Genomic DNA, 22,180 nt, shown 5'->3' with positions numbered 1-22,180 from the left:
CCGGCGGAATGTTGCCGATCGGCTCGAGGAGCCGGCGGTTGTTGAACCAGTCGACCCATTCGAGGGTCGCATACTCGACGGCTTCCAAGGACCGCCAAGGTCCGCGCCGATGGATCACCTCGGCTTTGTACAGCCCGTTGATCGTCTCGGCGAGGGCGTTGTCGTAGGAATCTCCGACACTGCCCACCGAGGGCACCACGCCGGCGTCGGCGAGGCGTTCGGTGTAGCGGACGTCCTTGAATGCTTATCTCGTCCACTACAACGAACGGCGGCCCCATCAGGGACGCGGTATGAAGGGGTGCACGCCTCTCAGGCCTTCAAGGAAGGCATCCCGAACCCCGAACCGAAGGGAGAGTAAGCTACAACGGCAACCGTCGCTTAACCCGGCTCCCGAGGCGGAACTGTCAGGCGATTACCCTCTCTGTGCACAAAGTATCGCCATCTTCCCTGGCTTAAATTTGCCTGAAGAACAGTTCCAAAACCTCGCCTGATAGCCATCCGAATAATTATACAATTATAATCATATGTGAATTCGAAAGAATTATTATTATGAAATTTCCATTTAAATCGATATTTACATAATTCAAATTAATTTTATACATATAATGTATTTTTCCATGAGCTGAGAAAACTTTGATTAATACTATTGCGTTTTTCATATTACCTCCTTAAAAAATTTGTAATTGAGGATTTTCTCATAACTGAACCATGAGCCCTCATATCTATTTATAGATTTCGCGAAGTTTTCCTCATTTTTCGCAAAATTAGAGCGTTTTTTCGATCAGTCTGATTCATATCCGCAGGAGCTGAAGTCGTTGATACATTTCAGAGAAGCTGGAAGATGTCGATGAGTGTTCCAATAAGGCTTCGGAGATCTCTGACAGAGAACTCGACGCCTTTCTCAGTATCTCCTTGCGGCACAGGTCTTTTCGATCGGAGATGAAATCAGTTCTATCGAGCGGGAGGAATCGCAGACTTATACCTACGGCCTCGATATGATCGCAGACCACCGGTCGCTTAATCTTGCCCGTCCAAAATTTTTCAACTATTCAGCGCTAATTGAAACGCCATACTATTTAAATATGATACCATAAATTTTGTTTACGGGAAATTTAAATATTAAATTAACAATAATTTGAAATAAATATTGCTAGATGTCTTCAATATACTTCTTTCTAAAATCCATGGTTGCTTTATTTTTTGTTAAAATCCACACTCCGCTATCAATATTGCCGTTGCTTTTCGGTCCATTTAATGTTCCTTCAATATAGTCATCATAAACAAACACCGAAAATTGACCTTTTTTTGAGTCCTTCAAGCTCTGCCAAGTCCCTCTAATCGCCCCACCTTTATCGAATTTCTCAATTTTTCCTTTCCAAAATTGTCCAACATTATTTTCAGACTCTTGCATCAACATAAAACAGTCGTCAATTGGGTTATATATTAGATACCTATTTTCATCAGCCCATTTCTCGGCAATATTCTCTTGATGTTGGTATGAACTAAACAATATTCCTTGAAAATCCATCAGCCTATGTTTATAAAAAGAGTCCCCGATAATAATATGAATATTTTTAATAGCGTATGATGCAGACAACCATATAATACTTGCAACCGCTGAAGCGGTAATCCCGATTATTATATTAAGATAATTATCTGAATGTTTAATTAAACTTCCCAATAATATTCCGCATATAAATGTAAATATATTTGTCATTATTAGAATGAAATTTATTTTGGCATGATTGGAAGATATTGAATTGAGGACTGATAATAATTTCGAATTTGATTTATCCATAAATTTCTCCTATATAATGATTGTTTAAGATTGTGTCCCGCCCCGTGGTATAGCTCGCGCAATAGCGTCGAGGTCTCCGGTGTGTCTGGCCGGCTGTCTCATGCTGCGACGACGGGAAGCATGATGTGTGGATCATCGCCGAGAGAAGCGATGGTCTCAAGGGTCATGTATCGGACGCGCTGGATGGCCCGCTCATCATTCTGCTCCAGGAGAATGGCGCGAATGAGCCTTATGATGGTGGCCTCGCCTGAAAAGACACCGACGATCTCGGCACGGCGCTTGATCTCTCCGTTCAGGCCCTCGATGGGATTGGTGTTGTGCAGCCTAGCCCAATGGCTCTTGGGAAAGGTCATGCAGACGAGCATGTCCTCTTCGGCCTCGTCCAGCACCACCGCCAGCTTTGGAACCTTGGGCCGGATCTGATCAGCGACCTGACGCCACTGTGCCCTGGCGGAGCCGGCATCATTCTGGAAGCCACCCGCGCCACTGGCGCCAATCGCAACACGGTGAAGGATCACCTGAGGGCATTGACCGAGGACGGCCATCTTGTCCAGCACGGGGCCGGACGCGGGACGTGGTACGGGTTGGCCTGAGGCCTGCCGGTCAACAACCCGTCGCCCATCATGATCTCACCCCTTAATAATACAGCTTCCCCGACCTGTACGCCTCAGCGTTCCCCGGGCTGATCGTGATCTCCATATACGGCCCGCCGGCCGCCGCCCGGACATAGGTGTAGCGCCGCTCATCATCCCGGCCGACCACCTCTTCGATGTAGCAGCCGGGCCGGTTGCCACTCCAGTTGTCGCGTTCATCCGGCCAGCGCATCACCAGCCCGGCCTCGCAATAATAGTGGATGCCCATGTCGAGGTCGTAATCGGTGAAGGCCTTACCGTCCGACATCGCACAGGTGCCGAAGGGCGGTTTGCCCTTCTTCAGCCGCTTCATCATGTAACCATGGGCCGCAGAACAAGGCGCGCTCGCCGGGAAGCCGCCAGCCATGCACAGGATCACGGCGCAGTCGATGTCGTAATCCTCGGCCTGGACGGCTACAGGCGGCACCGCCAATGCCAGGGCGGCCAGGCCGGCAATCGGAAGGACGTACTTCATCCTGCATCTCCCAGGCTGGGATAGGGGGCAAGCCCGGCCGGGCTTCCCGCGGCATCGTCGAGCGACCGATGGATGACCCGCCCGGCCGGGATCCGGGTCAGAGGCGCGTGCCGGTCGGCGTAATAGGGCGTGGTTTCGATCTCGGCCCAATCCGGCCCCGGGCCGGCGCAGGCCATCAGCTGGCAGGCGAGGCCTGCGATCACGATCACCCGGCGCATCAGCCCGCCTCCTCGTCAAAGGTCACGAGCCGGAGCCGGTCGTCGATGATCACCCGGCCGGCACCACCCAGAACCAGCAGCAGCGCCCGCGTCTTGCTGGTCAGCTCGCTCGGCCGGGCATAGGCGAGCGGGCTGACCGGATCGGCCGCGATCTCCGCCGCCCGCGGCGGGCAGGCCGCACAATAGAGCACCAGGTCATAACCGCTGCCGTCGAGCAGCCAGGCCGCCGCCTGGCCCACGGTCCGGACCGATGGGGGCAGATAGAGGCGCACGGTCTGGGCATCGAGGCGCTGCGGCGCCGAGACAACCGGCGCCGCGGCCGGCGGCACCGGCGCCGGCGTGGTGCAGGCACCGAGGAAACCCGCGGCCAGCAGCCCGAGGCCGGCGATGCACCCCGGACCTCTGAGCGCACTCATGGCCGCGGCCTTTCGAAGGCATAGCGTTCCGCCGTCCGCCAGACCGGTGCCTCGACCGGGCGGATGAAGAAGATGTTCACCACCGCCCCGGGCCGGACCTCGACGGTCGGCACTAGGTTGGTGAACCGCTCCAGGATCACCTTGCCCTGATCGGAGAGGTTGGAGACGACGGCATCGCCGGCGCGCGAGACCTGATCGACCCCCAGCGCCTCGGCAATCACCGAAGGCAGCGCATCGGCGATCGAGGATCCACCCACCGCGGCGGCCTGGATGTCGAGGTGATACGCGACCTTGTCGCGCACGCCGGCGACGCCGGCGCCATCGAGCTGATACTGACCGACCAGGGGGATGGTCCGGGCCTCGGCACCCGGCAGACGGATCATGAGCGGGGTGTAGATCATGCGGTTGTGGATCGGCTCGTTCGGCCCCGAAGCCCGCTGCGTCAGCCCCACCACCACCGCGCCGGCCGGCGCGATCACCGCCGTGTTGTCGGCATTCATCAACGGCCGCGACAGGGTCGCACGCCAGGGGCCCGGATAGTCCGAGATGCTGGTCATGTTCACGACCGCCTGCGCGGTCGTGCCCACCCCGACCGTCGCCACGGGCCCGTCATGCCACGGGGGCACGGCATGGATGCCTTCATAGCCCTGGGGCTTGGTGACATCGCTGCGCGACTGCTCGTCCGGGCTCGCCGCCGACATGTCGATCGGCGGCGGTGCCGCCGGGGCGGCAGGTCCTGGCGACGGCGCCGCCGGTTGCGCCAGGGCCGCCTCGATCTCCCGGCGCAGACTGTCGAGGTCGCGCGCAGGCGCCGGGGTGGCAATGGCAAGGGCAAGCGCACAGCCGGAGATGAACAGGGGCATGCGGATCATCGGCCATCCTCCTTGCGGTCATCCTGTCCTTTGAGCCGGTCGAGCTGCGCCCGCAGGGCTGACACGGCCGCCTGTCCGGCCGGCACCTCGGTCTCCGCCGGCCGCCGACGGGAGATTTCGGTGCTCTTCACCACCATCGGCCGACGCAGCAGATCCATGGCCGCCTGTTCCGCCGGCGACAGGGGCAGGGTCTGGTCCGGAGCAGAAGCGGCCTTCGCCGCAGCCGGCGGCTGGTGCCGCTCGGCCTCCTCGATCTGGCGCAGGAAGGCATCCCGCGGATCCGGTGCCGGGGCCGGCGCCGCCGTCACCACAGGCGCCGCAGGCGAGGTCGACGTCGGCGCCGCCAGCATCTTGACGACCACCGCCACGATCACGAAGCCGCAGATCCCGGCGACCGCGATCAGGCCGCGCTTGATCGGATCGGGCCGGGTCTCGACGGGTGGCGCGGCCCCCGTCGCCTTGGCATCGGGCGCACTCATGATTTCCGCTCCACCCGGGCGAGCACATCGGCGAAGCGCAGCTCGATCACCTCGTGCAGCCCCTGGATCTCATAGACCCCGGTCAGATCGTCATAGCTGTAGTTGAGGGCCTGGACCTCTTCGCCGCGGATGCCCACGACCGCCGGCGCCCCGAAGGCATCGGAGAGGATCCGGATATAGGTGTTGCGGCCATCATCATAGGCGGCCGAGATCTCGAAAGGCGGCGGGGTCTGGCTGTAGCCCCAGCCATAGGCCGTGTTGACGGCATAGCGGAAGGCATCGATCGCATCGCGGGCCTGTTCCGCTGCCGTGGCCGACAGGGCCTCGATCTCCCGCTGACGGGCCTGGTCGAGCGCATCCATGCGCCGGCGCTGATCCTCGATCTGGATTTCGAGCCGACGCCGCTCGGCCACAAGCGCCTCCCGCTCGGCATCGAGGGCATCAAGGCGCACAGCCGCAGCGGCGACCGGCCGATGATCGGTGATCGTCCAGCAGGAGGTGTCTGGCACCTCGCGCGAGACCTCGAAGGTGAAATCATAGGGCCGCCCGTCGGTGCCGACCGCCGTCACGCCGACAGTGGTGCCGGCGATGGTGGTGGTCCGCGGCCGCACCCAGAGCGAGCGGCCGCCGGTCGGCGCGGTGAACACGTCCCAGAGTTCCGGCGCGGCATTGGAACTGTCGGCGATAGGCCCCGGGAAGGTGATATGGGTCGCGACCTGCGGATGCGCCGGCAGGCTGATCCGAACATGGCCATCGAGCACGAGGTCGCCGCAGGCCTGATAGACCGGATCGGCCGCCGGGGCCGAAACCCCGGGGCCCTCAGCCGCGGCGGCCGCCTGAGCAGACCGTGCGGCCTGGAGTTGGATCGGAAGCGCTGCCGCGAGGGCCGCGAGAAGAAGGATGCGCATGGCCTCTACCCCGCCTGGTCGACCCGGATGTCCTGCGAGATGATCTCGATCGCCGGCGGATTGATCGCGAGCCGGGGCAGATCCCGGCCCGCTTCGGCCGCCGGCCGCAGGGTCCAGTCGAGAGTGACGATCAGCTGCCGGCGGGTAACGACCCCGCCCGCCTGGTCGCGGTCGGTCTGGGTCAGGAAGGCAGCGGTCTTGTAGACCGCCGCCCGCGCGCCCTCCGCCGGCCTGAGCAGCGTGTGATTGAGCGCGCGGACCGTGACATCGGTGGTCGGGCAGGAGACGCATCCCTCGGCCTCCGCGGCACGCCGCGCCGCCCCGAAATCCTTGAGGAACTTCTGGGTCTCCGCCGGCCCGAGGAAGGTCGAGGCATTGCCGTAATCGGTGCGGATGGTGCGCGGCTCGACCCGGAACCGCCATTGCAGGTAATTGGTCAGCGCCGCATCGATGGCCCGGTCGAAATAGCGATCGGCCTCACCACCATCATCGAGATATTCGGCATAGCCGTCGCCATTGGGCAGCAGCTTGACCCAGGCGACCCGCACATGTGCGGCATAGTCGTCCACGGCCAGCTTGTAGCCCCAGGCGAGCGGCACCATGACGGCAACGGCGGCAAGCGTGGCCAGCCGCCAGGCATTGCGGTCCCGCCGCAGCCGGGCGAGTTCGGTGACGGTGCGGGAGCGCGCAAGCCGCTCCTGCTGGTCGGCATCGATCATCATTTGAGGACACCCCGGGTGAACACGGCGCGGGCGATCTGTGCCGCCCCGGTCCCGAGGGAAGCGGCCGAGGCCCATTGCGCGGCGACGCGCTGCGCCTGGAAGATCGCGATCGGCCCGAGCACCAGGGCCGCGAGCAGAAGCAGGAAGGAGAAGGTTCCGCGGATCACCGTCTCTTCGACCGTCGCCCCCCAGGGGATTTCGAAGGCATGGGCGATCAGCAGGACATTCGCGACCATCACCCCCTGGGCCAGAATCACGAACAGCACGGTGGCGCAGATCTGCCGCAACCACCCCTCGAAGATGAAGCGGAGCGGGCCGGCGAGCAGGAAGGGGATCGCGAGATAGCCGACGATCTTGAGCGCGAAGAGATAGATGATCGGGAAGACCGTGGCATAGGCGATCGCCACGACATAGACCAGCTGGACCGCCAGGAAGACGAGCATGATGGTCATCCACTGGATACCGTCCTCGACCAGGCCGAGCAGGTTCCAGAAGCTGGTGTCGGTCTCGAAGGCGATGTTGTCGAGCACCTTGTAGAGATAGCTCATCGGCGCGAAGAGATCGTCCGAGCCAAGCGCGGCCTGCTGGATGATCGTGGCGATGCCATAGGGCGCCCGGGTCACCACATCGACGATCAGGCCGTAAGTGACGAACAGGGCCATCACCAGGGCCAGATAGACGATGGTCTCGGCCAGATCGGCGATCTGGCGGCTGCCGGTGACATAGCGGGTGACGGCGACCGCGAGATGGAGGGCCGCGAAAGCCCCCATCAGGACCATGGTTAGCTGATAATAGGGGCCGGAAGCCGCGGTGATCGCCGCGATCCGCTCGGCGACGGCTGCGTTGAAGGACGACATCATCGCCGTCCACGAGGTCACGTCGCCCAGCTGGTGGGCCGCGGCCGGATGCGCGAGGCCGGCCGTGACCAGCCCCGCGGCAAGCCCGGCCCCCCGCCTAATCGAACAGGCGGTTGAAGCTGCGGAGGGCATCGGTCACGTCCTCGATCGGGTTTCCGGCAGACGACGCGCCCGGAGCCGCCGGCGCCGGTGTCGCCGACCGGCCGGGCTGGCAGTCGATCTCTTCGCAGATCTCCCCGTCCGGAATGTGCGTGCCGCCCAGATCGAAGCCGATCTTCACGCCGCGATCGAGGAGGAGGTCATGGACGCAGCGATATTCGGTGGTCAGATCCTCGACGGACACCTCTCCTGCAATGTCTTCACCGCCAGTAAATGCAAATTCCGTCCGGGCTTGATGCCTCAGCCGCGCAATCTCGGCCGCTTTTAGCTTCAACGACGGGGTATCCATCGGCGCATAGTGCGCCTGACAATATTTCATTGTTCCTCTGATTGCGTTGCTGCCAAGGCGCATTTCATGGATCTTATCGCCTTCACAGAGGACCATGCTCCCGACGTTTCTCGATCCCTTACATGCTTTCTGAGCCGAACTTCTTATGTCTTGGGAGGCTCGTGCGTATTTTTGGTCAAACACCCCGGCTCGATCATCGGCCCAGGTGACGGATGTCGAGGCAAGAAAGGCAAGCATGCTGCCCATGAGTACGGCTCTCATTGGCTCATTCCTCTTGCCCAATCCATGATGCGAACAGGCGTGTGCGTCGCTTCGGTGCGTCGCTTCACCTCTTCCTGCCGACGCAGCTCCCTTTCGAGAGCTTTTTGCTTTGCTTCGAGCTTCTCAGCCTCTTGAGCTACAAAATATTCACGGAGTTCCCTAATTTCCTTGGTCATCTGATCGATCTGATATCCCTGCGTAATGTTCACGCTGGTATTAAGCTGCATACTCGCGCCCAACGAATCGTCACCAAGTGAATCAAGGGTCTCCCCATATCTATCAAGCATAGCGCGAGATTTTTCACTCTTCTGAGCGCTATCGATAAGCGATTTTGATGTTGCCGTTACCCGATCCTTATAGACCTGCAAATAGCTGCTCGACCGGATGAGCGCATCGATGACCGCCTCCGACGCCCCCACCTCACGGAAGGCCTGGCGGATGTCGTCCTCATCCTCCGGAAGGTCATATTCCTGACCGAGGATCCGGAACATCTCCCGCCGGAAATCGGTACGATCGGGATCGAGGCCATAGATCTCTTGCAGGATCGTCCGGGCCGCCTCGTCATCGACCAGGCCGGCATATTCGGCCAGCGCATCGGCAAGACCGCCCAGATCGCCCAGCCGGCGGGCATTGCGGATCGCCTGAGCCGATTGTTCAGCGAGCTGGTTATAGAGCCGCTGCAACTCGGCCAGCTCTTCCGCATAGGCGCGGGCATCCTGCGAGAGGGCTGCGCCGTCGAAGGTGGGCACGCCCCCGGCCTGAACGGCAACGGGGGTGATGGCCAGACCGGCCGCCAGAATCAGGATCTTGTACCTCATGCCTCTGCTCCTGCGGGGGAGGGAACCTCAACCCGGGACGTGCCCAGCCGCGCAATCTCGGCCGCCGCGAGCACAAGGCCGCGGTCACGGCCATGCTCGGCGATCAGCCGGTCGCGGATCTGCGCTTCCCGGGGATGGGAGGTGTTGATGACGTGCTGTTCCGGGTCGACCCGGAGCGTCACGACCTTGCGGATGTCGAGATCCGGCTGGACCAGATAGGCCTCGCGCCGGGGCACCAGACGGCGGATCGCGGCGATATCGCCGTCGCGCAGGCCGAAGACCCGGCGATACTGGTCTTCATCCATCCGCCCGTCGGCCATGAAGAAGAAGGTCGAGGCCGCAGAGCGGATCGCGCTCCATTCCGGCACCTGACCATATTCCGCCGGCGACTGGGTCCAGAGGGTGACGCCGGCCTGCCACTTGCCCCAGGTCCGGACCTTGGCCGTCACATAATCCCGAAAGACCGGGATCGAGAGCGCATGATGCGCCTCGTCGATCTCCAGCATCTTCGGCACACCCCGCCGGGCCGGATCCTCGAAGGCCCGGGTGACCCGCCAGAACAGGTCGAGCAGCACCGGCCGCAGGACCTGCGGCCGGTCGCGATAGGCCCCCAGATTCCAGGCTGCGAAGGGATGATCGATCCGCCCGATCGCATCGGCCTCGGCATCAAGGATGCCTGCATACATTCCGCGATCAAACCACCTGTCGAACAACCTTCGTGTGTCGCTGTGCAGATGGGCATGCAAGGCCCGCATCGACCGCAAAGCCGGATCGAGGGCCATCACGGCCCGGATCGACTGATCGATATCCGCCTGTTCCTCGGCCGACACCCGGCGCATCTCGGGCGTGTCGTTCGCCTCCAGCATCAGGGCGAGCAGCTGGCCCAGATGGGTCGCGAAATCGGCATCCTCGCCATCCTGCTGCGACACGAAGGGATTGAGCGCCCCGGCATCGCCCAGGGCGCAATAGCCGGCCCCATCGGTCGAGAAGATCTCCGCCACGCATCTGGCGCCCGGGTCGATGTCGACCGCCCGCCCCAGCCCGCCATATTTGAGGAAGTGGGTCGCAAGCGTGTTCTTGAGGAAGGTCTTGCCCGAACGTACCGGCCCGACCCCGATCACAAAGCCGCGGCCACCGACGAAGGGCGAGAAGTGGAAGGGCTCGCCGCTCGCGGTCTCGAAGATGAACCCCGCTTCCTCATGCCCCAGATCGGCAACGGTTTCCTGACCGGTCCGGGCCTTGAAGGCGAGCGCCAGACTGCCATGGCGCGAGGAGGTGACGATGCTCCGCCGGCGTGAGGCCCCTGCCCCGCCCGGCTGGACCGCCTGGAAGGCGAAGGGCAGGCCCAGCGCTTCCCAGACCAGCCCGATGCCCCGGGCGGCGAAGATCCGGGCGAAATCGCGCGCCCGGCTGGTGGCCGCCACAGGGTCGCGATCGGGCACGAGCAGGGTGGTGGCAACCAGCCCCCAGCGATCTTCCTCGGCCTCTGCCCTGGCGATCGCATCAAGCTTCGCCCGGTATTTCGGCCGCCACTCCTCGCGCTCGGTGGTGGTCTCGCCGCGGATCATGTTGACCAGCGACATCCGGGTCCGCTCGATCGCGGCCCGGGCTTCCGAGAAACGCAGCGCCCGGGTGATCTCCGACATCGGCTCGAAGCTGTGCACGATCACATAATCGCCCCGACGGGCGATGGGCGCGTCCCCCCCCTCGGTCAGCCAGCCCAGCGCCTGGCGCGGCAGGGTGGTGACCGACCCGATCCGCAGATAGCGGGTCTCGGCCCCGTGCAGCTTGAGGAAGGCGTCATAGCCGATCTCGACCGGCTCGATGTCTCCGGCTGCGAGCGCCAGATCCATATCGTCTTCAGGCACTACCCGGGGCGGGGCCAGCAAATGAGCCGGATCGAAGCTGGCGAGATAGCGCAACAGCCCGAAAGCCGTCTCCGGCGCCACCACCCGGGCAGCCCCGAGCTTGCCCCAGATCGCCACGATCTTGTCGAGCTGGTCCGTCGCATCCCGGGCAAGCCGGGCGAGGCCTTCGCGGCTGAGCAACAGGGCGTCGGGCGTGCGCAGCCGGCGGATGAACCGCCGGCGCGCCTCGGGCTCCAGAAAGCCGCCGGCGAGTTGGTCGCGGATCTCGGCCCCGAGCGAGCCGGTCGCGGCCCGGTCACTGCCGAATTCATAGACATGGAAGAGGAAGCTGCGGGCAAGCCCGCCCGCGTCGTTCAGGAAGCGCTCACGGGCCTTGGACAGGCGGTGCCGCAGCGGATCGGCCCGATCACGCAGATGAACCGGGATCCGGTCGAGATGCACATAGTACTGGCTGGCTGCGGCCCCGGGCGGCAGCTGTTCGGCGACCTGACGCGCGGTCAGCGCTACATGCGACAGATCCGCCCGGGTCAGCGCGTCCGGATCGACACCCTCCAGCTCGACCACGGCCAGCAATGTGCCGCGCCGGGTGAGCATCCAGCTGCCATAGGGCGCGAAGACCTGGAAGGCCTCCGTGACCGGGTGCATCGACGACATGATCCCGGCCCCGCCCTCAGGAGAGCCCGATATAGCCGAGATCGGCCAGCCAGGGGCCCAGATTGAGCAGCACCAGACCGCCGATGGCACCACGTGCCACCCACCCCATCGGTCCTTCACGCGGCATGAAGATCCAGATCGCGACCCCGACCGCGATCGACGCTGCCATCATCGCGACCGCCCAGGGGCCGGTCATGAAGTTGACCCAGCTCTGGAAGAATTTGGTGAGGAGCGTGGTGCCCTCATTGCCCGAGGCGACGGTGCCGATATCCACCACCTGCTGCGCACGGGCCGGCAGGCTCGCGAACGCCGCGGCGGCCAGAAGCCCTGCAGCCCGGAGACGCGCCGGGATCCGGATGGTCGATTGCAGTGTCATGGGGGGAGACCTCCTCAGTCCGACCAGATGACGGGGCGGCGGCGCCGCCCGATGGTCCAGGCGCGCCACCAGGGCAGCCGCATGCGGGCCACCCAGATCTCGAACGCGCTCGGATCTTTGCGGTGCAGCAGGATCAGCCCGCCCGGCAGCAGGATCCCGAGAACGATCCCGGCAACCAGGCTGACGCCCAGGGCAAACCCCAACCCGACGGCCACGGCCGGGACGAAGTAACGGGCTGGCGCACCAAGAATGGTCGTTGCGACAGGCAGTTCGTCAGCGCCTGCCATGGCCGATGCCTCGGTGCCCATCGGGACCGTGCGAGGATTCGTGCTCATTCGATGGACCTGTTTGACTTGATTGATGGATACGAAAGCGCAAGAGTTGATTTTGTTCAAGGGATAATTACGAATTAGTGTTTATGTTCGGTAACGTAGACTTGCTCTTTTCTGGAGAAGGATCCCCCTTGGGCACAACCGATCTCGCCATGCAAGGAGACGAGCGGCCATGCCGACCGAAAGAAAAACCCTCGCTGACCGGCGCCCGCTGGATATCGGGAAGGCGCATTACGAGCTGTTGAGCGAGTTGAAAGCCGATCTCGCCCGACAAGGCATCAAATCGACCAGAACCAAGGTCACCCGCCACAGCATTGAGATCTACGACCGGCTGGTGATGGATGCGCTGAAGTCCGGGGAGTACGAATTCATCCATGAAGATGAAATCTACGAGTTCATCCTCGATCGGTTGCAGCGCACAATGCGGCTTCGCTCAGTCGCCTCCTGACGCATATCGCGGAGGTTGTCCAACGTGTGGTTGCGTCGAATCCTCTGAGCGGATTTTTTCGCGCGCCGGCGCTGACCCGATGGTCGGCCCGGCGCGCCATCGCCGCAGCCGGGTGAGCACCCGAAGCACCTCGTCGGCATGCCGCCGGCCGGCTGCGAGGTTGCCTGGGCCGGCATTGTAGGCTGCGAGCGCATCGCGGAGATCGCCGCCGGTCGCGGTCCGCATCTCCGCCAGGATCTCCGCCCCCACCAACAGGCAGACACACCAGTCCTGAAGCAGCCGGTCGCGATCGATGCCGATCCGGGCCAGGCGTTGGTAATGGACCGAGTTCACCTGCATCAGGCAGACATCCTCGCTGCCATTTCGGTTGCCGCCATTGACCGCCCCCGGCCGCCAGCGGCTCTCGACCCAGGCCAGCGCCACCAGCACATCCGCCTCCACACCGGCGAGCCGCGCCGCGCGGGTGAAACAGCCGGTCTCAGCCCGGGCCGCCGCCGGCAGCACGAGCAGGAGGGCGAACACAAACATCAGGCCGCGCACCGGCTGTCCTCCCAGTTGTCCGCCTCCGGCACATAGCGCCAGAGCGTCCGGGTGTGCAGACCATCCGGTCCGCGGACAGACTCAGACATCGCCGTCACCCGGCGGCGGACATCGCTGCCGATGCGCAGCCGCGCCACATGGATGACCAGACGCACATTCGCCCGCACGGTCTCCTCATGAAGCGCCGGCGGCACGGCCGGGGCGGCAGAGGTCAGAAGATCGCGCAGCCGGAGATAGGTCTCGCCGGCACTGTTTGCATGAATGGTCGACATGCTGCCGCCATGGCCGGTGTTCATCGCCCGGACATAGGCCTCGGCGGCTTCAGGCGTGCGGATCTCGCCGACGATGATCCGGTCCGGCCGCATCCTGAGCGCATTGACGATCAGCCGGTCCATGCCGACGGTGATCTGATCGCGGTCGAGCTGGCGCCGGCGGAGCGCCGCTTCCAGGCGCACGACATGGCGCTCGCCCGGCACCAGGTCCTCATGGGTGTCCTCGATCGTCACGATCCGTTCCTCAGCCGGTATGAAGGCCGAGAAGGCGCGCAGCAAGGTCGTCTTACCGGAGCCCGTGCCCCCGGCGGTGAGCAGGGACTCTGCCGCCTCGACGCCTTCCCGGATCCGCGCCAGCATGGCCGGGGTGAGCATGCGCCGCGCGACCAGCTCGTCGGCCGAGAGATGACGATGCGGCGCCGGACGGATGGTCACGACCGTGCCGCCGATCGCGACCGGCTGAAGCACGGCATTGATCCGGCTGCCATCCGGCAGGCGGGCATCCAGGATCGGGTGGGTGCGCGCGTCGATCGTCTGACCGAGATTGTGCGCGATCTGCCGCACGAACTCGTCCAGCCGCTCCGCCGTCGGAAACCGGGCGGCGCTGCGCTCGATACGCCCGCCGCGCTCGACGAAGATCCGCTCATGGCCGTTGATCATGATGTCGGTGATCTCAGGATCGGCCCTGAGATCGGCGATCGGCTGACCGTAATAGCTCAGGATCTCGGCGATCATGAGACCGCCTCCCCGCCGCCCGCCGGGCCGCCTGAGGACGCCGCCGACGCTTCGCCCGGTGCCTTGTTCCGGCGCTTATAGGCCCGGAGGCTGCGATCCCGCCGGAGCGCCAGGGTCACCAGCTCGGCTGCGAGCTTTTCATCCGCGATGTCTTCGCCATAGGCATCCCGATAGGCCTTCTTATAGGCCATGAAGTCGGCAAAGGCATCGCGGGTCAGGGTCAGCCGCCGGATCGACAGATGCACATCGGATTGCGGCTGGATCGACAGTTTCATGACTTGGCACCTTTTTCATGAACCCGGGCATAGGGGATCGGCTTGCGCCCCATCACCATCCGGTCGACCACCTCGGACAGCGGCATCTTCCGGATTGCCAGAAAGCGGACATAGCCCTTGGGCCTGGTCGAGACGTAAGGGCAGCGGGCCTCCTGGCGGCTGCGCTGCCATTCGCCGTGCAGAACGCGGAGCAGGCCGGCCATCTGGGTGCGCACACCCCGGAATCCGGGCATCGCGTAAAGATCGGCGATCACCTGATGCACGGACCGGTCGTCATCCTGACGCCGGACGGCCGCCCGGATCGCCGCCGCCTGGGCATCGAAAGCCGCCTGGGTGAGGCGCCAAGTCCAGCGCNCCTGCCCGCCCGAGGCCGTCAGACGCAACAGCTCATAGCGGTCCTCGAAGCGGATCCGCTGGCGCCGGTCTCCGGCATCCGACAACATCTCGGCCGCAGCCGCGACATGCTCCCCCGCCGTCAGCAGACCGATGAAGTCGAACCCCTGGCGATCGGCGCGGGGATAGAGGAAGAGCGCCGCATTTGCGCGCCCAAGAGCTTTCCGGCGGACCCGCTCGGCCGCCGACAGATCGGTCCGGTAGAGGCGCTGCATCCTGGTCGCGAAGGCTTCCACCTTCGTGACCGGTACGATGCCGCCGAAATGCCGGGTGTAGCCGATCCCGACATGCTTCAGCACATCCTGCATCAGACCGACTTTGTGGACATGAACCTCCATGCACACCCCCCGGTTTTGAGTGATCGCATGTAAGCACGAAGACGAAATCTGCTTCAAATTTTTTCACTATGTTTTTATCAGTGAATAAGAAAGAGATACTTGCAGAAAAATATAAAGAGGTTCCAAGCACAGCGGTTTTCCGCTTGCTTGCCCCCTGCCGAAAACTCAATCTGATGCCGTTGCGCACGACGCGACCGGCATCAGACGCAGGGTCCGGGACCAGAGCCTCGCCAGCCTGATCTTCCGCACTGCCAGAGCCGATCCGACGACCGGGCCGCCTCGCCAGCGGGGCCGGACGACGGGACCAGATCCGACGCTTTCACAAGCGGCCGGGGATGGTCCCCGACGCCGCACCCTGATTGAGGAGACGACACCGCTCACCCCGCCCGATGGGGCCGGGATCCTTCGTGATCCCGCCTCGCCAGCGGGATCGGATCACGTTCATGCATGCGGGCTCTCGCCTTCCCCAAGGAAGGAGGTCAAGCCGAAGGCCAGGCCCCGCACCCACGCAACCCATGCCGCCGGCCCGGGCCGTCAACCCGGGCTTCGTCACGCCGTAGCCGGATGCCCGTAATGGGGCTCGTCCGGCTGCAACGGGCGCTCGGGGGTGCAATTCCCCCGTTCGACCCAATCCTTCCCCCCGGTGGCGCCAGAAGGCCAGGCCGGAGGACGGGCGACACGGACACGGACCCCGCGGTGACGCGGTGTGCTCCTGTCCAGTTGGAGAGCAGGTATTCAAAGCCCTGCCCGCGGGCGGCTCGGAAGGGTCGAACGCGTGCCGAGCAGGTGGGCTTCACGCCGGGTGGGAAACCATCCGGAGGCCATCAGGGGAAACCTGGGATGGCTGGTACTCGTGGGGGCAACCTCGCGAGATCGATGGACAGCTCAAGCCTGTCATTGCACCCATGAGGGTGCATCTCGGAGAGCAAGAGCCAGCACCGGCCCTTCAGTGGCCGGCGATCGACGCTGGAAGCCGGACGGTGAGTAAGGGAGCTGCTTTGGAACCTCGGGCCCCTGAAATCTGCGATGAAAGAGCCTCAGGCTCTAACCGTCCCGGTGAGGCACTGGCGGTCTGCTCGTGAAGACCGGCTGGACTAACGTGGGAAAGGCTAAGGCCGGAACCGGCTGACACCCGGTTCATGCGCGCGTGGCTACGCGCGACGGCTATGCCTGGGAGCGTCTGCGACGAGGCGAGAAAGGCCTGCTTGCGATTCGATCGAAGCAGCGGGCNGAGCGACGCCGGTCGACGATGGGTGGCCCCCATCACCGACCGGCCGGACAGCCAAAAGCAGACAGCGTGACGAGCGGCTGCGGCCTGGCCGCCGCGGTTGCGATACGTGCCATCCACCCTGGCCGGTGGATGGTGTCGCGGCCTTTCGGCCGCCCCTGATTTTCCGGAGAAACGCCATGACGCGACAGACGGCACCACCCTTGGGCAATGAGTCATCCAGGAGGAGACATCATGACGATCGACCGATGCGTAGCGGCACCCCTGCCGCGCGCACCAGATCGGACGGCGGTCATGCCATCCGGCGGCACATTGCCCCCGGATGGCCGACCGTCGTCGCGACCATCACAGCCGACCGTTCGACGGCGGCACTGACCATGTGATGGTCACGCAAGGCTCGGACCTTGAAAGGTCCGTGGCCGAAGGCCTGCCGGCGGGGATTTCCCCGCCGGCAGGCGCCTTCAGATGAGGTCTTCAGATGACCGGTTTCGCCGAAGCCGTCACAGGGGCAAGCAATCACCTCGCACACCAGGCCCTGGAGGCGGGACATCCCGGCCTGCCCCTGCTCGCGATCCTCTGCCTGAGCGTGACCTGCGCGATCGGCCTGCCCGGCGTCCGCCCGGGTGATGATCGCGTCAGCGCCTCCATCCTCTGGTGGCGCCTGCGCATCGCCGCCTTCGCCGGCGCCCTGCTCTTCTGGCTCCTCACCATCTGCCATCTGGTGCTCGCCGAGCGGCTGCTCGGCGATGGCGCCGCACGCTGGTTCCTCGTCGACTGGGCCGGGCGCTGGGGCCTGCTCGGCCTGGCCCTGATCGGCCTTGCGATCAGCAGCCGGATCCTCGCCATCCGCTACGGCCTGACCTGGCTGTCGAAGCAGCTGCGGGCCCACCGCAACAGCCAGGAAACCGAGGCCTTGTCCGATGTCCGCCACGAGGCTGCCCGCTGGGCAGGCGCGCAAGGGTTTGATCCCCGCAACCACTACCGCCCAGGCATCGTCTTCACCGGCCTCGCCCCCGACGGCCAGCCGGTTTCAATCCCGGTCAAGACCGCGCTCGAGACCATGAAATGCGTCATCGGCGCCACCCGCTTCGGCAAGGGCGTCACCTTCCAGGTCTGGGCGGATCAGGCGGTCCAGCGCGGCGATTGCGTGATCTTCGTCGATCCCAAGGGCGATGACTTCCTGCCCGTGATCCTGCGGAGCCGGGCTGAAGCCATGGGCCGGGAATTTCTCCTGGTCGATCTGCGCGAGACCGGCGCCGGCCGCTGGGCCCCGCTTGAACACGGCCCCCTTGAGGAGCGGATCATCCGGATGACCGAACTTCTGGGGCTGAAGGAGCGGGGCACCGATGCCGACCATTACAAGATCCTGGCCGCCAGCGTCATCCGCGAGGTGATGGCGGAGCTGCCACGCACCAGCCTCGGCGCGATCGCCGATGCCCTTGAGCGGCGCGACCTGTCAGAGGGGGAATGGAAAGCCCTGCTCTCCCCGCGTGAGAAACTGAAACGTCTGGCCCGGCGTCCCTCCCTCACGCCCAGGGCCGGCCGTGGCCTCGATCTCGACCGGGTGATCCGCTCGAACGCCGTGCTCTATGTCATCGGCGACATCGATGACGACGAGATCCGGCTTGCGGCCCGCACCCTGCTGGTCGAGGTGGCGCAGCTCGCCCGGAGACTCCGCCATGAGCGCACGGCCCCGCTCAGCCTCTTCGTCGACGAGCTGAAATTCATGGCCTCGGCGGTCATCCTCCGCGTCCTGGCCGCGGCCGCCTATACCGGCCTCAACCTCAATCTCGCCTTCCAGTCCTTCGCCGACCTGCTCAAGCCCGATGACGAAAGCCTCGACGGCCGCGCCGTGCTCCAGGCTGTCCTGACCAACTGTCAGGTGAAGCTGTTCTTCGGCGGCTCCGATGTCGAGACCGCCGAATGGGTCCAGGCTGCCTCCGGCACCAGGCCCAAGCGGGTCACCCGCATGGAGCGCACGGAGGTGGGCGCCTATGGCGGCGAGCGTTGGGAAGACGGCCGGACCGTGGGCGAGATCGAAGAACCGCTGATCCACGCCAACACCATCCTGACCCTGCCCCGGGGCCATGCCGTGCTGTTCCAGCCGGAGCGGACCGCCAGCCTGGTCCGGGTGCAGCCGATCCGCATTCCGGAGACCGAGGCGATCGCTGCGAAGGCTGTCACGACAGCCGCATCTGCATGATTATGCTTTTATGTACTTATGTATATATTTAACAGGGGCATCGATAGCACGCAGGCCTGACAAAATCCGCATATTGCGTAAAATCCACAATAGAAAGGGAGGCTCCATGCGCGAAGTGTCCGCTACCGAGTTCGCTCGGAATTTTGGCCAGTACCGCGAGATCGTCCAGCGTGAGCCTGTGGCAGTGACCAGCCATGGCCGCACGACAGGCTATTTCGTGTCGCCTGTCGAGTATGAGGAGCTGCAACGCTACAAGCACCTCATGCAGCGTTCCTTTGCGACCAAGGATCTTTCCGCCGAACGCATCGCCGCGATCGCCGGCGGCCACATGGCGGCAGAGCATGACCATCTCGACGCGCTGCTAGAGAACGAGTGACCTAGGAATGAGCGCGAGGCATACATGCGTTAATACTGTTTAATGCAAAAATGCATATGCTTTAATAAGCGCACCTGGATTGCTCGATCCTATGGTGCATAAAAACAAGGGCGGTGGAGACCACCGCCCTTTGGCACAGCCGTCCATTTTGTGGTCGGCTCAGCCGAAGACGCCCTTAAGAGCCGCGGCGGAGACTGTCACGATGAAGGTGACCAGCCCGCCGATCAGCAGCCCCCGCCAGAATCGGAAGTCCGTCAGCGTGCGATCGCTGAGCTTCTCGATCATCCTGGCTTCGAAGGCGGCAATGTCGTTGCGGATCTCTGCACGAAGGGTCTTCGTGCTTTCTTCCGCAATGTCCTTCGCCATCAATCGGGTCTGCTCACGCACCGACTGGGGCAGGATGTATTCCATGATGTGGATGACCTCCCTTGCCTGTATGGGCGTGAAACCGGCTTCCCGAAGTTGTCTTCCGGCCCGCTGCCAGATGGCCTCAACCATGTCGGCCATACGATCTTCTTCCACAAGAACCTCCTCCACCTCGAAGCGTTGGAAGCCTTATGAATCCGAGAGCGCCCCTGAGGACCCTCGACGGGTCCATAAGGGCGATCTGCGATCGCAGTTTCAACTATAGAGCACGAACGCCGACATGTCCTGCATCGTGCTTAGGCGCGGGGCTCACCCCTGGCCTTTGCCTCCCGCTCCTGCAAGAGCTTCTCGACCGCTTCCCGCACGAAATCGGTCCGATCCTCTGTCCGGCCGAGGACGGCTGCGATGCGCTCAAAAGTGCCCTCTGGAAAGCGGGCAACCATGTGGTCGAAGAGTTTTTTGCGAGGCGGCATCTGCGCATTGTGAGAGATGTGTGCAATGGCATCAATAACGATTCGTTTTAGATATCTATGTTGTATTTGATATCATCTTAGATATCATATACCTCAGGTTGACCAGATAGCCCCGGGGCCCTCCCACTCAGGAGAGCGAGACATGATGCATATCGATGACGATCTGAAGCACGAACTGGCCGAACACTGCCAGATCATCGCCGCCCGGATCCGTGATCTGCGGATCCGGCGTGGCATGTCACAAAGTGAGCTTGGGAAGCTGATCGGCCTCAGCTTCCAGCAGGTCCAGAAATACGAGAAAGGCCGCAATCGGGTCTCCGCAGACCGCCTCAGCCTGATCGCGAAGGTGCTGGGTGTGTCCCCCGCCTTCTTCTTCGAAGGTCTGGGCGGGATGCCTGCAAGCAAGGCCTTCGACCCTGACACCGAACGCCTGGTCAGGGCCTGGTGGGCCGTCCCGCCGGCAATCCGTGGCGGCATCCTGTCGACGGTCGTCGCTGTCGATGCAGCCCTCAGGGACCGTTGATCACTGATCATCTGCCACACCGAAGGCCTCCCCTCAACCCCACGCCGGCAGAGCCGGCGTCCCGCATGCGGGCTTCGGGGGTTGACCGGAGGCCTTCGCCGCGGCCTTGCCGGAGGTGTCGGGACGAGGGGCGTCGCCCTCGTCCTCGCTACCGCGAGGTTCGACCGGCCTGCGGCCCGCGTCGAACCAGGGGCGGGGTGCATTACATTTTTACATCTATGTATATATGTATTTGCGACGAACTCCGTGCCATTACCGAGCAATGCCTCTCAAGGCCATGATTTAAAACAACCTCTCAGTATGCATATGCATTTTTATGGAGATATAGGGTGCTGCCCGCAGACAGCACCCTACCGACAGCCAGACGCTGGAACGCCGGCTGTTACTGTTCCTCAGCGGCCTTGGGCCGGGCGAGCAGGCGGATTCGATGGACGACGAAGTTAACCCCCGATCGCCATCCGTCTCCGCCTTCTTCCTCGACCCGCCAAGGCTGTACCTCGGCTTCGACCACGACCAGATCACCGACCTTATAAGACCTGATGATCCGTTCGGCGATCTCCGACCAGGCGACGAGATTGTGCCAGCGGGTGCGCTTGACCCACTCTTCCCGGGTCTGGTCGAAATAATCCGCATCTTCGGCAACCGAGAGGTAGAGCCGGGACTTTTCCCGCCCGTTCCTGGTCTCGATGGTGCCGATCCGGCCGATAAGGGTCCACTGGTTCAGCATTGGAGCACTCCTTGAGAGGAGGGCCAGGGCACCCATATGGGGCCCAAAGCCCCGCATGGATGTTAATCCCTGCCCGCAGCCTGCCGAAGAGCACGCCGCGCGTCCAATCGAAGACCAGTGTTGTTCTGTAACAGCGCCTTATTTCACAGTGAAAACAACCCCATCGGTCCCCGCAGCCACCGCGGCACGCCGGTTCGTATCGACGCAGCGGCTTGCCAGCCAATCCCGGGCGAAGGCGGATTTGACCACCACATGAAGCCGTCGGTCCCCATCAATGCCGAGACAGTGGCTGCCATCGAGCCAGGAAGCCCGCAGAGCCTCCCCACGTTCAGCTGTCCAGGCGTCCAGGAAGTGTTTCCAAGCCTCTCCTGCCTCACTGAGGGTCGGAGGGGTGGCAGACAGAGAAACGCCAGATGGGGCCGGGGCAATCGCAGGCGCGGTCTCGGCTTCGATCCGGGCCGCCAGGCGCTCCAGATCCTCAACCCGCGCTCGGGGCGCCTCGCTGTAGTCGATCTGCGGTGATGTCACCGGCTCAGGCGATCGAGCCAGCAGTCGGGCGACATTCGGAGCCAGATCCCAGCGCTGCGGCGTTGCCACCCAACGCATGAACCACGCGCCCGGGCTGGTAATTTCCGGGCTATCACAGGCCAGAATCCAGGCCGTGATGGCCTCAGCCGGGCCATGGCGATCAAGGGCCCAGGTCCAGATCCGGCCAGGATGGCGAGCAGCGCCGATCGTGCTCTCAAAGTGTTCGGCTGCTCGTGCTTCCAGACGATCCAGGTGAATGAGGTCATCGGTTCCTGCCAGAAGCTGGCCGGTCCGACTGCGGGCAAGCAGGGCATGCAGATTGTCCACCGGCGGTGCCGTGAGATCCGGTGTTGCCGACGAACCTCCAGCGGATCGACGTGCCCGCGTTGGCGGGCAGATGCCGGCGGTTGTATCTGATGATGAGTTGGTTGTTAGGGCTGTGGCGGGGCTATGAGTGTGCGGCGGCGTAGCCGGCGCCGTTGTTTCGTCGCTTCGCGAAGCGGCCGTGTTTACAGATTGGCTGGTTCTTCTGACTGTTTCTGTAGTCCGGAAAATTTTTCCGTCATCCGCGGAAATCTCTTCCGCTTTGCGCATAAGAGTGATGGCGGCGCGGCCGGCCTC

24 protein-coding genes and 2 pseudogenes are annotated in these 22,180 nt (G+C 63.3%); 4 read left to right on the top strand and 22 right to left on the bottom strand.

What is annotated here, in order from left to right; translation table 11 throughout:
- From CMO28_RS02475 to CMO28_RS02400, 16 genes and pseudogenes are all read right to left on the bottom strand, one after another.
- A pseudogene (locus CMO28_RS02475) lies at window positions 1–241 on the bottom strand (integrase core domain-containing protein); the annotation flags it as partial.
- A 909-nt stretch (window positions 242–1,150) separates the two neighbouring features.
- The gene (locus CMO28_RS02470) at window positions 1,151–1,798 is read right to left on the bottom strand and encodes a hypothetical protein (RefSeq protein ID WP_296709052.1); all 648 of its coding nucleotides are present in this window, start codon (window positions 1,796–1,798) and stop codon (window positions 1,151–1,153) included.
- A 98-nt stretch (window positions 1,799–1,896) separates the two neighbouring features.
- A pseudogene (locus tag CMO28_RS02465) lies at window positions 1,897–2,268 on the bottom strand (transposase); the annotation flags it as partial.
- A 166-nt stretch (window positions 2,269–2,434) separates the two neighbouring features.
- The gene (locus CMO28_RS02460; protein WP_296709051.1) at window positions 2,435–2,905 is read right to left on the bottom strand and encodes a hypothetical protein; all 471 of its coding nucleotides are present in this window, start codon (window positions 2,903–2,905) and stop codon (window positions 2,435–2,437) included.
- Window positions 2,902–3,123, bottom strand: a complete 222-nt coding sequence (locus tag CMO28_RS02455) for a hypothetical protein (RefSeq protein WP_296709049.1) — start codon at window positions 3,121–3,123, stop codon at window positions 2,902–2,904. Before CMO28_RS02455 ends, CMO28_RS02460 begins: the two co-directional genes overlap by 4 nt.
- Window positions 3,123–3,539, bottom strand: a complete 417-nt coding sequence (locus tag CMO28_RS02450) for a hypothetical protein (protein WP_296709045.1) — start codon at window positions 3,537–3,539, stop codon at window positions 3,123–3,125. Before CMO28_RS02450 ends, CMO28_RS02455 begins: the two co-directional genes overlap by 1 nt.
- A complete protein-coding gene (locus CMO28_RS02445) occupies window positions 3,536–4,411 on the bottom strand; it encodes a TrbI/VirB10 family protein (protein WP_296709042.1) in 876 nt (291 codons plus the stop codon). Before CMO28_RS02445 ends, CMO28_RS02450 begins: the two co-directional genes overlap by 4 nt.
- A complete protein-coding gene (locus CMO28_RS02440; RefSeq protein ID WP_296709040.1) occupies window positions 4,408–4,890 on the bottom strand; it encodes a hypothetical protein in 483 nt (160 codons plus the stop codon). Before CMO28_RS02440 ends, CMO28_RS02445 begins: the two co-directional genes overlap by 4 nt.
- Window positions 4,887–5,798, bottom strand: coding sequence for a TrbG/VirB9 family P-type conjugative transfer protein (locus tag CMO28_RS02435; protein WP_296709038.1), 912 nt, complete (start codon window positions 5,796–5,798; stop codon window positions 4,887–4,889). Before CMO28_RS02435 ends, CMO28_RS02440 begins: the two co-directional genes overlap by 4 nt.
- Before the next feature lie 5 nt (window positions 5,799–5,803).
- Entirely contained in the window at window positions 5,804–6,520 is a 717-nt protein-coding gene (locus CMO28_RS02430) for a hypothetical protein (RefSeq protein WP_296709035.1), read from the bottom strand.
- Window positions 6,517–7,509: a type IV secretion system protein gene (locus CMO28_RS02425; protein WP_296709033.1), complete on the bottom strand. Its 993-nt coding sequence runs from the start codon at window positions 7,507–7,509 to the stop codon at window positions 6,517–6,519. The genes CMO28_RS02430 and CMO28_RS02425 overlap by 4 nt, the downstream gene beginning before the upstream one ends.
- Window positions 7,475–8,071 (bottom strand): hypothetical protein, encoded by a 597-nt coding sequence (locus CMO28_RS02420; protein WP_296709031.1) that lies wholly within the window; start codon window positions 8,069–8,071, stop codon window positions 7,475–7,477. The genes CMO28_RS02425 and CMO28_RS02420 overlap by 35 nt, the downstream gene beginning before the upstream one ends.
- Window positions 8,072–8,082: 11 nt before the next feature.
- The gene (locus CMO28_RS02415; RefSeq protein WP_296709030.1) at window positions 8,083–8,904 is read right to left on the bottom strand and encodes a hypothetical protein; all 822 of its coding nucleotides are present in this window, start codon (window positions 8,902–8,904) and stop codon (window positions 8,083–8,085) included.
- Window positions 8,901–11,417 carry a VirB4 family type IV secretion system protein gene (locus CMO28_RS02410; RefSeq protein WP_296709026.1) on the bottom strand — a complete coding sequence of 839 codons (2,517 nt, stop codon included), beginning with the start codon at window positions 11,415–11,417 and terminating at the stop codon, window positions 8,901–8,903. Before CMO28_RS02410 ends, CMO28_RS02415 begins: the two co-directional genes overlap by 4 nt.
- Window positions 11,418–11,442: 25 nt before the next feature.
- Entirely contained in the window at window positions 11,443–11,802 is a 360-nt protein-coding gene (locus CMO28_RS02405) for a hypothetical protein (protein WP_062765969.1), read from the bottom strand.
- A 14-nt stretch (window positions 11,803–11,816) separates the two neighbouring features.
- Window positions 11,817–12,089: a hypothetical protein gene (locus CMO28_RS02400; protein WP_296709020.1), complete on the bottom strand. Its 273-nt coding sequence runs from the start codon at window positions 12,087–12,089 to the stop codon at window positions 11,817–11,819.
- A 217-nt stretch (window positions 12,090–12,306) separates the two neighbouring features.
- Here CMO28_RS02400 and CMO28_RS02395 point away from each other — a divergent pair, with 217 nt between their 5' ends.
- Window positions 12,307–12,582 (top strand): hypothetical protein, encoded by a 276-nt coding sequence (locus CMO28_RS02395; protein ID WP_062765963.1) that lies wholly within the window; start codon window positions 12,307–12,309, stop codon window positions 12,580–12,582.
- Here CMO28_RS02395 and CMO28_RS02390 read toward each other — a convergent pair.
- From CMO28_RS02390 to CMO28_RS02380, 3 genes are read right to left on the bottom strand one after another with little or no spacing between them, the layout of a single operon-like run.
- On the bottom strand, window positions 12,568–13,110 hold the full coding sequence (locus CMO28_RS02390; RefSeq protein ID WP_296709007.1) for a lytic transglycosylase domain-containing protein: 543 nt from the start codon (window positions 13,108–13,110) through the stop codon (window positions 12,568–12,570). The genes CMO28_RS02395 and CMO28_RS02390 overlap by 15 nt on opposite strands.
- Window positions 13,110–14,129: a CpaF family protein gene (locus tag CMO28_RS02385; protein ID WP_296709005.1), complete on the bottom strand. Its 1,020-nt coding sequence runs from the start codon at window positions 14,127–14,129 to the stop codon at window positions 13,110–13,112. The genes CMO28_RS02390 and CMO28_RS02385 overlap by 1 nt, the downstream gene beginning before the upstream one ends.
- Window positions 14,126–14,404, bottom strand: a complete 279-nt coding sequence (locus CMO28_RS02380) for a hypothetical protein (RefSeq protein ID WP_296709003.1) — start codon at window positions 14,402–14,404, stop codon at window positions 14,126–14,128. The genes CMO28_RS02385 and CMO28_RS02380 overlap by 4 nt, the downstream gene beginning before the upstream one ends.
- 2,437 nt (window positions 14,405–16,841) lie before the next feature.
- Between CMO28_RS02380 and CMO28_RS02375 the strand changes: the two genes are divergently transcribed.
- Window positions 16,842–18,566 (top strand): type IV secretory system conjugative DNA transfer family protein, encoded by a 1,725-nt coding sequence (locus CMO28_RS02375; RefSeq protein WP_296709001.1) that lies wholly within the window; start codon window positions 16,842–16,844, stop codon window positions 18,564–18,566.
- A 106-nt stretch (window positions 18,567–18,672) separates the two neighbouring features.
- Window positions 18,673–18,942, top strand: a complete 270-nt coding sequence (locus tag CMO28_RS02370; RefSeq protein ID WP_296709000.1) for a type II toxin-antitoxin system Phd/YefM family antitoxin — start codon at window positions 18,673–18,675, stop codon at window positions 18,940–18,942.
- A gap of 159 nt (window positions 18,943–19,101) precedes the next feature.
- On the opposite strand, the gene CMO28_RS02365 is transcribed toward CMO28_RS02370, so the two are convergent.
- The gene (locus CMO28_RS02365; RefSeq protein WP_296708996.1) at window positions 19,102–19,479 is read right to left on the bottom strand and encodes a hypothetical protein; all 378 of its coding nucleotides are present in this window, start codon (window positions 19,477–19,479) and stop codon (window positions 19,102–19,104) included.
- Between the two features lie 444 nt (window positions 19,480–19,923).
- Here CMO28_RS02365 and CMO28_RS02360 point away from each other — a divergent pair, with 444 nt between their 5' ends.
- Window positions 19,924–20,304: a helix-turn-helix domain-containing protein gene (locus CMO28_RS02360; protein WP_062762591.1), complete on the top strand. Its 381-nt coding sequence runs from the start codon at window positions 19,924–19,926 to the stop codon at window positions 20,302–20,304.
- A gap of 382 nt (window positions 20,305–20,686) precedes the next feature.
- Here CMO28_RS02360 and CMO28_RS02355 read toward each other — a convergent pair whose 3' ends face one another.
- Both CMO28_RS02355 and CMO28_RS02350 read right to left on the bottom strand, forming a co-directional pair.
- A complete protein-coding gene (locus CMO28_RS02355; RefSeq protein ID WP_296708989.1) occupies window positions 20,687–21,031 on the bottom strand; it encodes a single-stranded DNA-binding protein in 345 nt (114 codons plus the stop codon).
- A gap of 138 nt (window positions 21,032–21,169) precedes the next feature.
- A partial coding sequence (locus CMO28_RS02350) for a hypothetical protein (RefSeq protein ID WP_296708986.1) occupies window positions 21,170–22,180 on the bottom strand: 1,011 nt, incomplete at its 5' end.

It is taken from the genome of Tistrella sp. (genome assembly GCF_002684955.1).
Lineage (GTDB): Bacteria > Pseudomonadota > Alphaproteobacteria > Tistrellales > Tistrellaceae > Tistrella > Tistrella mobilis.
This window is presented reverse-complemented; position numbering and strand designations above follow the sequence as displayed.

Bases quoted from the DNA above. Each gene is read 5' to 3' on its own strand.
- CMO28_RS02420 (WP_296709031.1), bottom strand. From the start codon at position 8,071: ATGGGCAGCATGCTTGCCTTTCTTGCCTCGACATCCGTCACCTGGGCC.
- CMO28_RS02385 (WP_296709005.1), bottom strand. From the start codon at position 14,129: ATGATCGCCGAGATCCTGAGCTATTACGGTCAGCCGATCGCCGATCTC.
- CMO28_RS02455 (WP_296709049.1), bottom strand. From the start codon at position 3,123: ATGCGCCGGGTGATCGTGATCGCAGGCCTCGCCTGCCAGCTGATGGCC.
- CMO28_RS02425 (WP_296709033.1), bottom strand. From the start codon at position 7,509: ATGCCCTCCGCAGCTTCAACCGCCTGTTCGATTAGGCGGGGGGCCGGG.
- CMO28_RS02470 (WP_296709052.1), bottom strand. From the start codon at position 1,798: ATGGATAAATCAAATTCGAAATTATTATCAGTCCTCAATTCAATATCT.
- CMO28_RS02460 (WP_296709051.1), bottom strand. From the start codon at position 2,905: ATGAAGTACGTCCTTCCGATTGCCGGCCTGGCCGCCCTGGCATTGGCG.
- CMO28_RS02410 (WP_296709026.1), bottom strand. From the start codon at position 11,417: ATGCACCCGGTCACGGAGGCCTTCCAGGTCTTCGCGCCCTATGGCAGC.
- CMO28_RS02405 (WP_062765969.1), bottom strand. From the start codon at position 11,802: ATGACACTGCAATCGACCATCCGGATCCCGGCGCGTCTCCGGGCTGCA.
- CMO28_RS02435 (WP_296709038.1), bottom strand. From the start codon at position 5,798: ATGCGCATCCTTCTTCTCGCGGCCCTCGCGGCAGCGCTTCCGATCCAA.
- CMO28_RS02400 (WP_296709020.1), bottom strand. From the start codon at position 12,089: ATGGCAGGCGCTGACGAACTGCCTGTCGCAACGACCATTCTTGGTGCG.
- CMO28_RS02375 (WP_296709001.1), top strand. From the start codon at position 16,842: ATGACCGGTTTCGCCGAAGCCGTCACAGGGGCAAGCAATCACCTCGCA.
- CMO28_RS02370 (WP_296709000.1), top strand. From the start codon at position 18,673: ATGCGCGAAGTGTCCGCTACCGAGTTCGCTCGGAATTTTGGCCAGTAC.
- CMO28_RS02415 (WP_296709030.1), bottom strand. From the start codon at position 8,904: ATGAGGTACAAGATCCTGATTCTGGCGGCCGGTCTGGCCATCACCCCC.
- CMO28_RS02430 (WP_296709035.1), bottom strand. From the start codon at position 6,520: ATGATGATCGATGCCGACCAGCAGGAGCGGCTTGCGCGCTCCCGCACC.
- CMO28_RS02360 (WP_062762591.1), top strand. From the start codon at position 19,924: ATGATGCATATCGATGACGATCTGAAGCACGAACTGGCCGAACACTGC.
- CMO28_RS02440 (WP_296709040.1), bottom strand. From the start codon at position 4,890: ATGAGTGCGCCCGATGCCAAGGCGACGGGGGCCGCGCCACCCGTCGAG.
- CMO28_RS02355 (WP_296708989.1), bottom strand. From the start codon at position 21,031: ATGCTGAACCAGTGGACCCTTATCGGCCGGATCGGCACCATCGAGACC.
- CMO28_RS02445 (WP_296709042.1), bottom strand. From the start codon at position 4,411: ATGATCCGCATGCCCCTGTTCATCTCCGGCTGTGCGCTTGCCCTTGCC.
- CMO28_RS02450 (WP_296709045.1), bottom strand. From the start codon at position 3,539: ATGAGTGCGCTCAGAGGTCCGGGGTGCATCGCCGGCCTCGGGCTGCTG.
- CMO28_RS02380 (WP_296709003.1), bottom strand. From the start codon at position 14,404: ATGAAACTGTCGATCCAGCCGCAATCCGATGTGCATCTGTCGATCCGG.
- CMO28_RS02395 (WP_062765963.1), top strand. From the start codon at position 12,307: ATGCCGACCGAAAGAAAAACCCTCGCTGACCGGCGCCCGCTGGATATC.
- CMO28_RS02390 (WP_296709007.1), bottom strand. From the start codon at position 13,110: ATGTTTGTGTTCGCCCTCCTGCTCGTGCTGCCGGCGGCGGCCCGGGCT.